Raw genomic sequence first — 15,523 nt, forward strand, 5'->3', positions numbered from 1 at the left:
GAAGAATATTATATGATGAATAAAGACGCACACGTTTCTGTTATTATTCCTTGTTATAATGTAAGGGATTATATCGCTACTTGCCTGGATTCTTTGATTAAACAACAGTGTTTACCCAAAGAAATAATTTGTATTGATGATGGTTCTACCGATGATACATTATTAATCCTTCAGAAATACTCATCAAAATATAATTATATAAAAATTATTCAACAGGATAACCAAGGTGTAAGCTCAGCTAGAAATAGAGGAATTGAAATAGCAACCGCTGATTTTATTTTATTTATTGATTCTGATGATATTATCAATACAAATTTACTCTATCAATTTGAATCATCATTGACTTCCAATCCTAACTTAGAGTTTTTTTATTTTAATTATACATCCTTTGAAGTTAGTAAGGCCCCACAAAAAACAAGCAAATTGATACCATTAGTGCAAAAAAAATTTGAATCCGGTACAGATCTATTAACTTATTTGCTTGAAAGAAAAAATTATTCAGGTGTTGTATGGAGATATATATTTAAACGAGATTTATTTACAAAAAACTTTATTGGCAAAAATCATGAAGATCATCTTGTTTCACTCTCTATTATATCTAGAGCTAAACTTTCTTATTATTTCAATAATAAGGAAGCTTATTTTCATCGAGTACACTCATCGTCATTATCGAATATAAATATAGATTCTATTTATGTACATACTTTAAAGAATGTATTAAAAGAATGTATACAACAAATTAATACATTACAATTATCAGAGCCTGCTAAACTTAATTATGTTTTATTAATGAATGTAACGTATTTAGAAACAGTATTAAAATCCAATCTACCAAAATCAAAAAAAGATAAAGATAGTTTAATTCAAGAATTAGGTCTGCTGAAATTATTAATCCGAATTTATACCAACAACAAACCAAATGTTATAAGAAATATTTTTTATATTTTAAAATTTATCAAACTTCATAATTGCCCATTATTAACAAAAAAAGTTTTACTAAGATGTGCTATAACCAAGCAATATCCTAACTTAAACATTAAAAGTAATTATGAGCAATATTCCTCATTGAATAAATTTTAGCAATCATTAAAAAATTAATATTAATAATATGTTATTTAATCATTAAAATTACTTCTATACAATTTGGTGTAAACCCCATTCATATTTAATAATTCCGAATGATTGCCCTTTTCAATAATTTTTCCTTCACTCATAACTAAAATCTCATCTGCATTTTCAATAGTCGATAATCGATGGGCAATGATTAAAGATGTTTTTCCCTTTTGCAATTCATCTAAAGCTTTTTGTATAGCTCGTTCGGATTCAGTATCTAAAGCAGAAGTAGCCTCATCTAATATAAGAATTGGATTATCTCTTAATAAAGCCCTTGCTATTGCAATACGTTGACGCTGACCACCAGATAGCAAAACACCATTTTCACCAACTAAAGTGTCAAAACCTTTATCAAACTCCTTTATGAAAGCATAAGCATTGGCTTTTTTTGCTGCTTCCTCAATTTGATGTTGTGAAAACTCTCCAATTTTACCGTACGCAATATTATTAGCGATTGTGTCATTAAACAGATGAACACGTTGAGAAACTAATCCTATTTGGTTTCTTAAACAATATAAGGTAAAATCCTGTATATTAATTCCATCGATTAGAATTTTTCCTTGAGAAATATCATAAAAACGAGTTAGTAAACTAGCTATAGTAGTCTTACCTGAGCCAGAGCGACCAACTAAAGCAACTGTTTTACCAGCAGGAACAGAGAAACTAATATTCTGTAAGGCTAAATCATTTTTTGTTTCATAACCAAATGATACATTTTCAAAAACAATATCACCTTTTACTTTATCAACTTCAATAGAACCTTTATCATTCTCAACTGGTTGCTCTAATATAGCAAATAATGTTTGGCATGCAGCCATACCTTTTTGAAATCCGGCATTAACACTTGTTAAACTTTTTATAGGTTGCATCAAAGCGACTAATGATGAAAAAACAACAGTAAACTCACCAGGAGTAATATTCAATTCAGGATTACTTGCTGTTAATAATACAAATGCTATCGCAAAAGAAATAACCACCTGAACTATTGGTGTGGATAATGCTGATATTGAAACTAATCGCATACCATCGCGACGAAATTTATTGCTAACTTTTTCAAAATTCTTTGACTCTTCCTCTTGAGCACCAAATACTATGATTTCACGATGTCCTTTTAACATTTGCTCAATTGACATGGTAAGGTTACCCATTGAGTTTTGCATGTTTTTAGCTAAGCGCCTAAATCTAACAGAAATAAAGGTAATTAAGGCGATAACTATTGGAGTAATAATAATTAAGGACAAGGATAACTGCCAACTATTGTAAAACATCGTATAAAATAGGCCACAAATAAATGCGGATTCACGAATTATTGTAATTAAGGCATCTGATGAAGATGACGCAACTTGATCAGTATCATAAGTTATCCGAGAGAGTAATCTACCTGTTGAATTCTGATCATAATAACTTACTGGAGAATCAACAAAATGACTAAATAATTTTTGTCTAATTTTCATCACAATTTTTCCTGAAATTAAGGAAAGAAGAACTGAATAACCGTAATTGGCAAATCCTCGCAATAAAACTAGACCAAAAATATAGAAAGGGGCCATTAATAAAAACTCTTGGTCATTCATAGAAAAACCACGGTCAAGTAATGGGCGTAATAATGCAATTAAAGATGTATCTGCAAATGCGCTAGCAACCAGTAAAATAACAGAAATAAATAAAATAAATTTATGTTCTGCAATAAATGGCCACAATTTAAGAAAAGTTCGCCATGTTGATGAATCTTTATCGATATCATTTGTGAAATTGGACTTATTTTGTTTAGTCATATATTTTAGTTTCTATTTTAATCTTGTGATGAATTAAATTGCATTTTATGCATTTGTGCATAAATTCCATTTAAATTGATTAGTGATTGATGATTACCATCTTCTAAAACCTTACCATCATCTATAACTAAAATCCGATCGGCTTTCTCAATAGTAGATAAACGATGAGCAATTATAATTGACGTTCTATTTTTTTGTAAAATCTCAATGGCATTTTGAACAAGTTTTTCAGATTCATTATCTAATGCAGAAGTCGCTTCGTCAAAAATTAAAATTGGATTATTACGTAATAAAACACGAGCTATTGCGATACGTTGTCTCTGCCCTCCAGATAATAAAATACCATTATCTCCAATTTCAGTATCGATACCTTGCTCCAATTTATCAATAAATTCTAAAGCATTAGCAAACTTGGCTGCATTAATTATATCTTCTTTGCTATGAAGTTCTTTCTCTCCATAAGCTATATTCTCAGCAATTGTGCCATTAAATAAATGAACATTTTGAGAAACATAGCCTATCTGTTTCCTTAAGGAACTTAATGTATATTGTTGAATATTTATTGAATCTAATAATATTTCACCTTGAGTTACATCATAGAAACGAGGAAGTAAACTTGCAATTGTTGATTTTCCCGCACCTGAACGACCGACCAAAGCGATAGTTTGACCTGCTGTTATTTTTAAAGAAATATCATTAAGAGCTGGCGTACTTCTTGTTGGATAGGTATAAGTCACATTTTTAAATTCAATATCGCCTTTGACTTTATCCGCTACAATTGTACCATGATCCTTTTCCAAAGGTGAGTTCATAATACCAAATAAAGATTCACATGCAATTGCACCTTTTTGTAATTCGACATGTAAACTAGTTAATTCGCGCAAAGGACGCATTACTGCAACCATTGCAGAAAAAACTACAGTAAAAGATCCTGGTGTAATATCTAAATTTTGGCTTGCGACTAAATAAAGAATAAAACCTAGACCAAGAGTCGCAATTAATTGAATAATTGGTGTTGATAATCTAGAAACTATCTCTATTTTTAACATTCCTCGTCGGAAAGCATCGGTGACATTATCAAAATTGCGTTTTTCATACTTTTTAGCATTAAATATTAGAACTTCTTTATGCCCTTTTAGCATTTCATCACTTGCAATAGTTATTTGCCCCATACCTTGTTGCATTAATGCAATGGTTTGTCTAAATTTTTTAGCTATGAATTGAGCTATAAAAATAATGAGTGGAACTAAAACAATAAGAACTGAAGCTAATTTCCAGCTTCCGTATAACATAACTATACATAACCCAACAGCATATGTTATTTCTCGAATGATAATAATTAATGCATCAGAAGACGCTTTTGATAACATTTGGGTATTATAAGTTAAAATGGAAACGAGATCTCCGACAGATTGCTTATCATGATAACTTGTAGGACATCGAATTAAATGATTAAAAATCATTTGTCTAAATTTAGTCACTACTTTTCCTGATAACCAAGAAAGACAATATGTTGATAAATAATTAGATAGACCCCTTAATAAAATTAACCCAATAATTGCAATTGCAATTGCAATTAAAAGCGAATAATTTTTGTCCATTAAACCATGATCAAGCAATGGTTTTGTTAAAGATATTAATGTTGCATCTGTGGCAGCATTCAGCAAAAGACCTATTATGGCAAAAATCAAGGCTTTTTTAAAAGGTCTTATAAACGGCCATAGTTTCTTTAACGTTGAAATCGAGTTTAATTTTTCAGACATAATTTAAAGTATTCTAATGGTAAAATTAAGATCTATTATACAATAAATAAAGAGTTGCTCGTTAATTTTATTGGGCATTTATTAGGATAAGTAAATACTGATATCCAAAGCATTCTTATTTTGGTTTTCTTATTTTTATTTTAATACCAAGAAAACATATAATATAATATTTATCAGCATCCCAAATTCCAAAAAAACGTTGTTTTTTGTTCAAAAAATATAAATTAACTTTACTGATATTATGATATTTTTCATTAAAAAGTGAGGTTATAAAGCTATCATCTGAAAAATAAGATTTTAGATTAAATTTAAGAACAATTTCTGTCGATTTATTTATAGCGAATATTCGTTCATTTCTAGGTAAATACTTCAATGATTTAAACATTTTTTCCTGAAATAAGTCAATTAATACAGGCTTAAATTTTTCCAACAAATCCCATTTAAAAACAAAATCAAGTAAATACTCAAAGCATAATAATGGATCTAATTCATGTGAAGTTCTGTGATAAATTTTACCTTTCTTTTTATACTGACTCATTATAGAATTCGATCTTATTAAATAATGATAAAACTTATCATTCATAAAAAATGCAGAATCACTTACTAAAGCATAAGACCAAAAAAAAGGATTATCTTCATACCAAAGCCCATCTGGAAATCTGATTTTATATTTTTTTATAATGGAAAGTTTATATATTTTATTCCAAGTACAAACATCCATTTTTGTCATAACATCATTAGATAAACTTACCAAACCATGATATTTATGTTCAAAATATTGTTCATCTTGAATACGATCAACATTTACCTCATAAACAAGATCTGTTGAAAAATAAACAAGATCTATTTTAGGGCTGTCAAAATGTGATAATGATCTTTCATAAGTATTTAATTCTATGAAATCATCTGAATCAACAAATGCAATATATTGACCTTTGGCATGTTCAATTCCTATGTTTCGAGCTGAAGATAAACCACCATTTATTTTACTGATAATTCTGATTCGTTTATCAATTTTTTGATACATTTCTAATATACTTTGAGAATCATCTGTTGAACCATCATTTATACAAATAATTTCAATATTCTTAACCGTTTGATTAATCAAACTATCTAAACACTTTGTTAGATATTTTTCTGTATTATATACTGGAACTATTATTGATAAAATTGGTGAAATATTCATGTGAATTGTTATTGAAATTTTTTATGTGAAATATTTTTTACTTTATGAATCATGAGTATAAATTATATCAATATTGAAAACGAATAGTAAATTATTTAAAGTGAATTGATAAATACTTATAAAACAAATTTATTATACTATTTATCTTAAAGTAATAATCATGATAATAACAATGTATTATGTGTAATTAACAACTAAAAAGTAGTATACTTGCATTTAATAGTTCTACTTTTTAGTTGTTAATATTTTAAAAAGATAAAAAAATACCGATAAATATAATATTTTAAGACACCTATTTGCAGAGGCTTTTAATTTTAAGTAAATAATCTAGAGCTTCTTCAATTTCACAGATAGTCTTATTTTCTGGGTTAACATAAAAACAATAGTCAATATAAGAAATATAAAATAATTCTTCTAAAGATAATTGTCTTTTTCTACGAGAAAATGGTATTTTATCAATTGTTAGTCCCCATCCAGCATAAAAAGGTATACCGTAAACATAAACAGGTTTACCACACATCAATGCTTCTAATCCTATTATATCATTATGTACATATATTTCATCCATCTGGTTGATTAAATCAAATGGGTTAATATTATCTTCTACATATTTAATAGATAAATTACCATCTAAGTTTGCCAAAATACTTTTATAACGTCTAAGTTGTTTTTCACAACACTTATAGGAAAATTTAATGACTATGTTCCCGTTTGGATTATTACAAACAGCTTCAATTAACATATCTTCAAAATTATAATTTATTTCATAGTGTTTTTTATAAATTTCCCAATCTGATTGGACAACAAGAACATTTTTCTTATTATCTTCTCTATAATTATTGAAATTACTATTATAATTATTATATTTTGATAGTTTCTTGTTAACGATTTCACTAATAACATTTTTGGATCTTAATAACTGCTTTTTATCTAGTTGAACTGTATTCAATAAGTTTTCAAGATCTGTTGCTACATTACCATCATTAAAATAACCTTGAGAATCAACCACAAATGAAATACATGAGCAAAATATTGGCATTGCTGTTCCATAAGGTGGTATTACATTACTTATAAACCCTGTAAAAATATAATAAAATAGTTTGTTTTGTTCCTCTGCTAGTTTCATTATTTCAGAAACGTTCTGATGCTCAAATGAAAATACCGAATTAGAATCATCTAAGTTATTTGTTAACTTTGCTAAAATTGATAAATTTTCAAAATAATATCTAAAATCATTTAGGTTAATTTGGTTATAAAATATTAAATTATTTTTGTTAGGTAGAAATCTTTCTTTTTTCTGTTTTGAAACATTTGAAACAATAATCTGTCGTAATTGGGATAACTCATCATACAAATAATTAAATTTGTTATTTGTATCTATAGCAAGTTCCTCTAATTTATTTTTAGTTATTCTTTTTTTTACTTTTATTCCTAATAAGCAAAAAATAGTACGATATGGTGAACGATATAAGCCAAATACTCTCTGCTTTCTCGTTATAAACTCAAGGTTCTCAATTTTATAATATTTTTGTTTAGATAATGCTCTAAAAAAACGATTTAAAGGAAATAATTTGTTTAAAGAAAACTTATTTATGATATCAGTTGATTTTTCTAGAATGTTTTTTACGTTTTTTTTCGATGCATGGTTAATTTCATCTCTAAAAACTTTTTCAAAATATTTTTCTAAAGTTAAAGCTACTTTATAAAACAAATTCCATTTAAAAATAAAAGATAAAAACTCTTCAAAGCATAACAGTCTATCATATTCATGAGATAGCTCATTAACTTTAGTTTTCTGAACTTTCATCGTTAAATTCATAATTGAATTTTTTCTACTTAAATAGTTATGCAATCTTTCTGGCATAAAATAAGCATAGTCACACACCAATGCATATGACCAGAAAAAAGGATTATCTTCATAGAGTTTACCTTCAGGGAATCTTATACCGTAATTGTTAATAATTGAAAGTTTATATATTTTATTCCAAGCACAAACATCTAAATAGTTAATAACATAGCTAGTTAATTTTACTAATCCGCGAAATTTGTGTTGAAAATAATCTTGATTGTAACGTTCACAACCATTTTCTTCCATTACTAAATTTGTTGAAAAATGTACTAAATCAACTTTATCATTAACAAATCTTGATAACGCTAATTCGTAAGCATTATTTTCAACATAATCATCTGAGTCAAGAAAAGTTATATAGTCACCTCTGGCATTTTCAATACCCATATTTCTTGCAGATGACAGCCCACCGTTAACTTTATTAAAGATTTTTATTCTAGGGTCTTTTTTAGCATATTCATTTAAAATAATATGTGAATTATCTTCTGAACCATCATTTATACAAAGGATTTCAATATCTTTGAAAGTTTGGTTAACAAGACTATCCAAACATTTTCTTAAATATTTTTCTGTATTATAAACAGGTACTACAACAGTTAGTTTTGGTTGCACGATTAAATATTCCTATTTAGATAGTGATAAATGCATATTTTTTTTTCTTAAATGAAAACGAAGCCAATATTCTATTTGGTATCGTTTCTTGCTTTAATTTAACAAATACAACTTTCTTATTTACTTTAAATTTGACTTTATAGGGTTGTTCTAGCTCTGTATGTATAATTTCATCGTTACTGTCATCTTTCCAAGAAGCATAAAATTCATGAACACAATAATTATCATAACCTTCAATTTTTTCGCAAAAATAATGGGAAGGAAAAATGACTTCTTTTGACGAAATATTTAAAGTATCAAATTTATTATATGGTTCAGCTACTAATTTTTTATTTTTTAATAAGGTGGTTATTCTTTCAACATTAGTTGTTACATCTGGTTCTCCATTTATAATAAACTTATTATTTTCATAAGAATCTAATATTTCTTTAATAAAAAGATTATTTTTAGCTGCCCCTAAAGTAGCTGTTGAGATAGGATGGATTATTTCTCTCCAGTTTTCATAACATGAAAAAAAATCCAAATTGAGAAAAGGATCAAAAGATTTAGACAGAGTTATATCTGTATCTAAATAAATTCCTCCTTCATTAAATAAAGCATAAACCCTAAAAAAGTCAGCAACAAATGCAAATTTTCTAGCTTGATATGCCTCTTTGACGTACTGATTATTTGTTAAATTAAGATGACTATCGTTCCACTCAACAAACTTATAATCAGGAAGTTTCTTTTTCCAATCTTGGATATTATTTAAAACTTTTTTTGGCTTAGGATTATTACCGAACCAACAATAATGTATTATTTTAGGAATCATAATTAATAAAAATCTCCGTCATTTATTAAAAAAATCAAATAAATAAATACCCAAAGAAAAAGAAAATACTTTTTTCATATAAGATTTCGGTAAATTTGAGTGCCTAAGTAAATTTAACAATGTATCTTTAGTAACACTCCCCCCCCAATCCAAATGTTTTCTTATCATGTAGAAAATAGCATTATATTTGTTTATGTTTAACTTATTTTGAAACATATATTGCAATATTGAATAAATAACTATAGCCCTATCGACATTATTACGTCTTTGTACATCTAAGGATGGGTTATTACATTGAGAATTTTCGTTAAGTTTATTATAAATATAGTAGGTTCTATTTGTATAAAGCAATTTTTCCGAATTAATTAAATATATTGAATTGAAATAAAAGTCTTCAGCAAAACCAAAATAATTATCACACTCCAGAAACTGATGACCAAGATTTCTTATTTTACTTAAATTAAACAATTTTGCATAAGGGGCAGGGAAAGAATCATCACTTAACATATAAGTTATCTTTTTCCTTGTATCTAGTGATACAAACTCTTTTTTAAAAAAAGAATTTTTAACCAATCCCTCATGTTTTTGATGATAAATATCACAAAATACACAATCTATATCATTTTTATATAAATTTACCAAAACTTCGAAATAATTACTAGGAATAATGTCATCTGAATCAACAAATGTAATCAATTCACCCGTTGATTTTTTGATACCTAAATTCCTTGCTTTATGGGATCCACCATTCGGTTGATAAAAATATTTTACTCTGGAATCATACTTAAATTGTTCACAAATCAAACCGGTAGAATCGGAACTTCCATCATCAATAATTATCAACTCATAATCTTTAAATGATTGAGAAAGGATGTTCTTGATACAAACATCAGCATATTTCTCAGAATTATACATGGGTAAAACAACTGAAAGTAATTTCATATCTAATCCTAGCTAGATAAAGTAGAAAACTAAATGCCAACTACTGAAAAATATAAAAGAGAAAGATAAGGTATAAAAAAGAAAATGTTTAATTGAATCTCGCAAGCATACTCTATTCTATAAACAACCCTGATTTTGAGTGAATAATATAGTTGCTTAACCTCAATGTATTATGGATATATATACAATATGATTAATCAACTATATAAAGAATAACATATAGAAATTTACCAATACTATTCTACTATAAACTAAGAATAATTGAAAAATGAAATATATTCCAAACATTTTCTATTTTAACAAAAATCTTCCTCTCTTATTCCATAATCCCTAAGCTTATTAGCAATTGAGGTATGGGATACGCCTAATCTTTTTGCAAGTTTTCTTGAGCTTGGATATTCAATATACAAGCTTTTTAAGACTTCTTTTTCGAATTGTTTAGTCATTTCATCAAGTGTTTTGTTCTCAATATTGTTAATCCAAGAAACTTGAGTCGAAGTTATCGCAGGAAGAACAATATCTTTTACTGTCAATTGTGATGACGTCAACTGAGCTAATGCGGAATAAAGTACATTTTTAAGCTGTCTTACATTACCCGGCCAAGTGTAGTGAGTTAAATAAGGAATAACATCCTGATTTACTGTTGGCGGTATAATACCTTGCTTATGAGCAAATTCATCAATAAAAATATGTGTAAGTGGAGCAATGTCATCTTGACGTTCTTGAAGTGAAGGTAAATTTAAAGACAACACATTCAAGCGATAATAAAGATCTTTCCTAAACTTTCCTTGTTCCACTAATTCAGCTAAATCAACTTTAGTCGCACAGATAATTCTAACGTCAACGTAAACTTCGTTATCATCACCTACTCTTCGAAAATATCCGTCATTGATAAAACGTAATAATTTGGTTTGCATTTGAAATGACATTTCATCAATGCCATCAAGTAATACAGAACCGCCGTTTGCTTGTTCAAAAAAACCTTTTTTACTTTCTAGTGCGCCAGGATAAGCGCCTACAGCATGACCATAAAGTTCACTTTCAACCACATCATCAGGCATAGCAGCGCAATTTAGACCTAAAAAAGTTTGATCACCTCTAGGACTATATTGATGACATGCGCTAGCCAACAAATCTTTACCAGTACCTGTTTCACCTGTAATCAATAATGGCTCTCGTTGCATTGAAAATGCTTTAGCCTGAGCGATCAATTTTTGCATTGGTTGACTTTGGTCTGCAAAAATATCAAAAGCATGATTACCAACGACATTAATTTTTGATAATCGTTTTTTTAGATATTCAACTGGTTGCAAAATGAATGTAATTTTGAATGATTCATTAATTTTTTGCAATAAAAAATACTGAGAATTTAAAACAATAATCGTATCATCTTGGACATCCAAATTAACGGAATTATCAAGAGAAAAGACATCATGATAATTAAAAGGTTGATCCAAATTTAACAAATCAGACGAAATCAGTTCACCAGCTTGTTGATTATAGTTAATTAATTGTTGGTCATTATTGATTTCAATGATTGCTGCTTGCATAATCTGCCCATTTCTCATTTAGTTTGGTTAATTTATCACGACGATGCCGCCACTCAAGGCTTTTAGTTAATTCATCAAAGGTTATTTTAGTGTTGGATAATAGAAGTTTTGCTTTATTTGTTGCTAAAGGCTGAGTTTTATCCAAAATCATCAGCTGTTCTAAAATCGCTAATGAACCTTGTCGATTATTACAAGCTAAGAGTAGATCACAACCTGCAGCTAACGCAGCCTGTGCTCGCTCTGCATGATTTCCCATTACTGATGCACCCTCCATAGATAAATCATCAGAAAAAATCACACCATTAAAATGTAACTGTTCTCGAAGCACTGTTTTGAGCCAGTATGACGATCCACTAGCTGGTTTATCATCAAATACTGGATAAATCACATGTGCTGGCATAATTGCATCAAGTTTATTATCTGAGATAAGTTTCGAGAAAATTTGCATATCTTGTTCAATCACTGATTTTTCACGATCATCAATAGGTGTTTCTTTATGTGAATCTGCAATAACATGACCATGTCCCGGAAAATGTTTACCTGTAGTTTTCATTCCAGCCATATGCATACCATCAATCATAGATGAGGCAATTTGATAGGCAATATCAGCATCATGATGAAATGATCTTGTGCCAATAGCTAGACAGTCATGACCTAAATCTAAAACGGGTGCGTAACTAAGATCGATATCAAAAGCAATCAGCTCCATAGCTAACATCCAACCCGCATCAAATGCTAATGATTTAGCATGTTCAAGATCGTTAAGTGCAGCAAAAGCTTGGGCTGGTGGAATAAGAGTAAACCCATGTTTAAAACGTTGAACTCGTCCACCTTCATGATCGACCGAAATTAATAATCGCTCATTCGATGCGGCACGGATCTGCTTTATCAATTCGTTCAATTGTTTTGGTTCTTGATAATTACGGCTAAATAGAATTACACCTGCAACCAATGGATTTTGCAGTAGTTTCTTATCATCATCGGTTAGGGTTATGCCATCAAAATCAATCAACAATGGACCCATTACTCACTAGCCTCACTTTGTTGATTATCATTGGTACTTTGCTTAGAAAAATCTTTAGATGTTACTCGATTTAATATTTCACCTGTTTGGGTTGAAATTAATTCCATAGAAAGATTAGCTTCATTATTTTCTGTTGGTATTTTGTAAATGGTGGTAAAAAGTACATAACCAGCATTCATTGATTTGGCTAACCCAATCATTTTACCTCTTGAAACCAATTTATCATCAGGTGAAATGCCTAATGCTTGTTTAGTTTGGTTGATAGATTGTCTACTAGCGACAGTGAATTTATTTTGTTTATTCATTAATTGATGTAACGCTTCATCAATTTGGTTATTTATCAAATAATCACCACTGCGATTTTGAATATCACTAATTAACAAAACTTTGTTTTCATCATTCAGAGAAGATGAATCATTTATCAGTTTATTTGTAAATGGTGACAAAATTGTATTCCAATCCGTTTTCTTAGTAATTAAAGGTGGGGTTTCAATTACATCTCCATCAGTTGGATTTATAATAACAGGAGGCGTCATGATGTCATCTTTATTATCTAAAAGATGACAACCCGTTAAAACAAAAGCTATTGCCGAAGTAACAACTATACGTTTTATCTGTTTCATACATTAACCTATTAATCTACCTAATTTTTTTCCACCCAATAAATGCATATGGATATGAAAGACTTCTTGCCCAGCATCTTCATTACAATTAACAATTAAACGATAACCACTTTTATCAATGCCTTCTTGCTTTGCAATTTTTGCGGCAACAATCATCATATGCCCAAGTACAATTTCATCTTCTTCTTTAACGTCATTAACAGTGGGGATAAGTTTATTTGGAATAATTAAAATATGCGTCGGCGCTTGAGGCGATATATCACGAAAAGCAGTCACTTTATCATCTTGAAAAACAATATCAGAAGGAATTTCTTTCCGAATAATTTTACTAAAAATTGTTTCCTGAGTCATCATAGTTCTCCTTTTATTGTATGCCTAAAAGTAAAAATTTACATTAGGTTAAGCATAACATATTTTGACATTAATAATGTATAGATATCCTTACATTTTAGCGTTCTGTCATCTATTTCAATATAAAAAATAATGGTAACACTAACCTACTCACTATTTTAGTAAAATATTTATGTTTAATCAGAAAACAACAACATTATTGTCAAGAATGATTAACAAAAACAATTTTTAAATATAACTATAACATATTTTTGTAAAAATTATTCAGGAGTCTATACCGTTTCATTGTTATTTTAGTCTGAATTTAACTTCTTAACATAAATTTAGACACAGTATGGGGACATCCTTAATATATTCATTTGTCAATTAAAATAAGTTGATATATAATGCCCCGTCGATTTCAACCGCTTATTTTCATGTTCCTTGCTTTCAATGGGTTGCGGTTGCCCCGACAGAAAGCTGATTAATCCGTAGGGAGCGATAATGCGTCATTACGAAATAGTATTTATGGTTCACCCAGATCAAAGTGAACAAGTACCGGGTATGATTGAACGTTATACTGGTACATTAACCGCCGATGGTGGTAAAATTCATCGTTTAGAAGATTGGGGTCGTCGTCAATTAGCCTATCCTATCGAAAAACTGCATAAAGCACATTATGTGTTAATGAACGTTGAAGCAACTCAAGAAGCTGTGAATGAGCTTGAAGATAACTTCCGTTTTAATGATGCGGTAATTCGCAGTTTAATTATGCGTACCAAAAATTCTGTAACTGAAACTTCACCTATGTTAAAAGCTAAAGATGAGCGTCGTAACTCTGAAGAAGATTTTAGCGAAGTAAACATGGACGATGATTCGGACGAATAATCGTTTAGTGTTATCGGGTATTGTAAAAAAAACACCGATACAAAAAATGAGTCCAAGTGGGATCTCGCATTGTCAGTTTTATTTAGAACATGTTTCTGAACAAATTGAAGCAGAACTTAGCAGACAAGCATGGTGCATAATGCCCGTAATTGTCAGTGGACAACAAGAGTTAAGTTACATAAAAAAAGGCAGCAAAGTTTTAGTGAGCGGTTTTATAAGTACCCACACAAAACGCAATCAAACAAGTCAACTTGTTTTGCATGCTGACCAAGTTAAACTATTAGGAGAATAGCCAAATGGCACGTTATTTCCGTCGTCGCAAATTCTGCCGTTTTACAGCAGAAGGCGTTAAAGAAATTGATTATAAAGATGTTTCTTTATTAAAAAGCTATATCACAGAAAGTGGTAAAATTGTACCAAGCCGTATTACTGGTACTAGCGCAAAATATCAACGTCAATTAGCTCGCGCTATCAAACGCGCTCGTTACTTGGCATTATTACCATATACTGACAACCATCAGTAATTAGCAACAGAGGGAACATATAATGCAAATTATTCTACTCGATAAAGTTGCTAATTTAGGCAGCTTAGGTGATCAAGTTAATGTTAAAGCGGGTTACGCACGTAACTTTTTAATTCCACAAGGTAAAGCAGTACCAGCAACTAAAAAGAATATTGAATTCTTTGAAGCGCGTCGTGCTGATTTAGAAGCAAAACTTGCTGAAACATTAAAAGCCGCTGAACAACGTGTTAACGAAATTAACGCACTTGAAAAAGTAACCATTGCTTCTAAAGCTGGTGACGAAGGTCGTTTATTTGGTTCTATTGGTACTCGTGATATCGCTGATGCAGTTAAAGCTCGCGGTGTTCAAGTATCAAAAAGCGAAGTTCGTTTACCAAATGGTGTATTACGTACAACTGGTGAACACGAAGTGTTCTTCCAAGTACACAGCGAAGCTTTTGCTAAACTTATTATTGAAATTATTGCTGAATAATTATCATTCAATAAAAAACCCGTCAAACTGGCGGGTTTTTTGTTATGTATTAGTAACAATT

Annotated in this window: 15 protein-coding genes; 5 read left to right on the plus strand and 10 right to left on the minus strand. The window is 29.5% G+C overall.

Annotated features, from left to right (window positions below):
• The first annotated feature begins 12 nt into the window (after positions 1–12).
• Positions 13–1,080 carry a glycosyltransferase gene (locus tag H3S73_RS06535; protein ID WP_198236169.1) on the plus strand — a complete coding sequence of 356 codons (1,068 nt, stop codon included), beginning with the start codon at positions 13–15 and terminating at the stop codon, positions 1,078–1,080.
• A gap of 35 nt (positions 1,081–1,115) precedes the next feature.
• On the opposite strand, the gene msbA (H3S73_RS06540) is transcribed toward H3S73_RS06535, so the two are convergent.
• The 10 genes from msbA (H3S73_RS06540) to H3S73_RS06585 form a co-directional block, all read right to left on the minus strand.
• Positions 1,116–2,888, minus strand: coding sequence for a lipid A ABC transporter ATP-binding protein/permease MsbA (gene msbA / locus H3S73_RS06540; protein WP_198236170.1), 1,773 nt, complete (start codon positions 2,886–2,888; stop codon positions 1,116–1,118).
• A gap of 17 nt (positions 2,889–2,905) precedes the next feature.
• Positions 2,906–4,651: a lipid A export permease/ATP-binding protein MsbA gene (gene msbA, locus H3S73_RS06545; protein WP_232352572.1), complete on the minus strand. Its 1,746-nt coding sequence runs from the start codon at positions 4,649–4,651 to the stop codon at positions 2,906–2,908.
• Between the two features lie 115 nt (positions 4,652–4,766).
• Positions 4,767–5,837, minus strand: a complete 1,071-nt coding sequence (locus H3S73_RS06550) for a glycosyltransferase (protein ID WP_198236171.1) — start codon at positions 5,835–5,837, stop codon at positions 4,767–4,769.
• A 292-nt stretch (positions 5,838–6,129) separates the two neighbouring features.
• Entirely contained in the window at positions 6,130–8,298 is a 2,169-nt protein-coding gene (locus H3S73_RS14005; RefSeq protein WP_198236172.1) for a glycosyltransferase, read from the minus strand.
• A gap of 16 nt (positions 8,299–8,314) precedes the next feature.
• Positions 8,315–9,109, minus strand: a complete 795-nt coding sequence (locus H3S73_RS06560) for a glycosyltransferase family 32 protein (RefSeq protein ID WP_198228792.1) — start codon at positions 9,107–9,109, stop codon at positions 8,315–8,317.
• A gap of 18 nt (positions 9,110–9,127) precedes the next feature.
• Positions 9,128–10,051, minus strand: coding sequence for a glycosyltransferase family 2 protein (locus H3S73_RS06565; protein WP_198228791.1), 924 nt, complete (start codon positions 10,049–10,051; stop codon positions 9,128–9,130).
• A 296-nt stretch (positions 10,052–10,347) separates the two neighbouring features.
• Positions 10,348–11,601, minus strand: a complete 1,254-nt coding sequence (locus tag H3S73_RS06570; protein WP_232352945.1) for a sigma 54-interacting transcriptional regulator — start codon at positions 11,599–11,601, stop codon at positions 10,348–10,350.
• Positions 11,582–12,625: a beta-N-acetylhexosaminidase gene (gene nagZ / locus H3S73_RS06575; protein WP_198236174.1), complete on the minus strand. Its 1,044-nt coding sequence runs from the start codon at positions 12,623–12,625 to the stop codon at positions 11,582–11,584. The genes H3S73_RS06570 and nagZ overlap by 20 nt, the downstream gene beginning before the upstream one ends.
• On the minus strand, positions 12,625–13,248 hold the full coding sequence (locus H3S73_RS06580) for a penicillin-binding protein activator LpoB (RefSeq protein WP_198236175.1): 624 nt from the start codon (positions 13,246–13,248) through the stop codon (positions 12,625–12,627). Before H3S73_RS06580 ends, nagZ begins: the two co-directional genes overlap by 1 nt.
• A 3-nt stretch (positions 13,249–13,251) precedes the next feature.
• On the minus strand, positions 13,252–13,599 hold the full coding sequence (locus tag H3S73_RS06585) for an HIT domain-containing protein (protein WP_198236176.1): 348 nt from the start codon (positions 13,597–13,599) through the stop codon (positions 13,252–13,254).
• 483 nt (positions 13,600–14,082) lie between these two features.
• Here H3S73_RS06585 and rpsF point away from each other — a divergent pair, with 483 nt between their 5' ends.
• The 4 genes from rpsF to rplI are packed head-to-tail and all read left to right on the plus strand — an operon-like array spanning position 14,083 to position 15,462.
• A complete protein-coding gene (gene rpsF / locus H3S73_RS06590) occupies positions 14,083–14,466 on the plus strand; it encodes a 30S ribosomal protein S6 (RefSeq protein ID WP_065737505.1) in 384 nt (127 codons plus the stop codon).
• The gene (gene priB, locus H3S73_RS06595) at positions 14,453–14,758 is read left to right on the plus strand and encodes a primosomal replication protein N (RefSeq protein WP_367274771.1); all 306 of its coding nucleotides are present in this window, start codon (positions 14,453–14,455) and stop codon (positions 14,756–14,758) included. Before rpsF ends, priB begins: the two co-directional genes overlap by 14 nt.
• Positions 14,759–14,762: 4 nt before the next feature.
• The gene (rpsR, locus tag H3S73_RS06600) at positions 14,763–14,990 is read left to right on the plus strand and encodes a 30S ribosomal protein S18 (RefSeq protein WP_025314965.1); all 228 of its coding nucleotides are present in this window, start codon (positions 14,763–14,765) and stop codon (positions 14,988–14,990) included.
• A gap of 22 nt (positions 14,991–15,012) precedes the next feature.
• Positions 15,013–15,462: a 50S ribosomal protein L9 gene (gene rplI, locus H3S73_RS06605; protein ID WP_198236178.1), complete on the plus strand. Its 450-nt coding sequence runs from the start codon at positions 15,013–15,015 to the stop codon at positions 15,460–15,462.
• The last annotated feature ends 61 nt before the right edge of the window (positions 15,463–15,523 follow it).

It is taken from the genome of Gilliamella sp. B14384G12, from assembly GCF_016101825.1.
Classification (GTDB): domain Bacteria; phylum Pseudomonadota; class Gammaproteobacteria; order Enterobacterales; family Orbaceae; genus Gilliamella; species Gilliamella apicola_N.

What these genes read in the sequence shown, in the direction of transcription:
- msbA (WP_232352572.1), bottom strand. Translation starts at nt 4,651, where the DNA reads ATGTCTGAAAAATTAAACTCGATTTCAACGTTAAAGAAACTATGGCCG.
- nagZ (WP_198236174.1), bottom strand. Translation starts at nt 12,625, where the DNA reads ATGGGTCCATTGTTGATTGATTTTGATGGCATAACCCTAACCGATGAT.
- H3S73_RS06535 (WP_198236169.1), top strand. Translation starts at nt 13, where the DNA reads ATGATGAATAAAGACGCACACGTTTCTGTTATTATTCCTTGTTATAAT.
- rplI (WP_198236178.1), top strand. Translation starts at nt 15,013, where the DNA reads ATGCAAATTATTCTACTCGATAAAGTTGCTAATTTAGGCAGCTTAGGT.
- msbA (WP_198236170.1), bottom strand. Translation starts at nt 2,888, where the DNA reads ATGACTAAACAAAATAAGTCCAATTTCACAAATGATATCGATAAAGAT.
- H3S73_RS06585 (WP_198236176.1), bottom strand. Translation starts at nt 13,599, where the DNA reads ATGACTCAGGAAACAATTTTTAGTAAAATTATTCGGAAAGAAATTCCT.
- H3S73_RS06550 (WP_198236171.1), bottom strand. Translation starts at nt 5,837, where the DNA reads ATGAATATTTCACCAATTTTATCAATAATAGTTCCAGTATATAATACA.
- rpsR (WP_025314965.1), top strand. Translation starts at nt 14,763, where the DNA reads ATGGCACGTTATTTCCGTCGTCGCAAATTCTGCCGTTTTACAGCAGAA.
- H3S73_RS06565 (WP_198228791.1), bottom strand. Translation starts at nt 10,051, where the DNA reads ATGAAATTACTTTCAGTTGTTTTACCCATGTATAATTCTGAGAAATAT.
- H3S73_RS06570 (WP_232352945.1), bottom strand. Translation starts at nt 11,601, where the DNA reads ATGCAAGCAGCAATCATTGAAATCAATAATGACCAACAATTAATTAAC.
- H3S73_RS06560 (WP_198228792.1), bottom strand. Translation starts at nt 9,109, where the DNA reads ATGATTCCTAAAATAATACATTATTGTTGGTTCGGTAATAATCCTAAG.
- H3S73_RS06580 (WP_198236175.1), bottom strand. Translation starts at nt 13,248, where the DNA reads ATGAAACAGATAAAACGTATAGTTGTTACTTCGGCAATAGCTTTTGTT.
- rpsF (WP_065737505.1), top strand. Translation starts at nt 14,083, where the DNA reads ATGCGTCATTACGAAATAGTATTTATGGTTCACCCAGATCAAAGTGAA.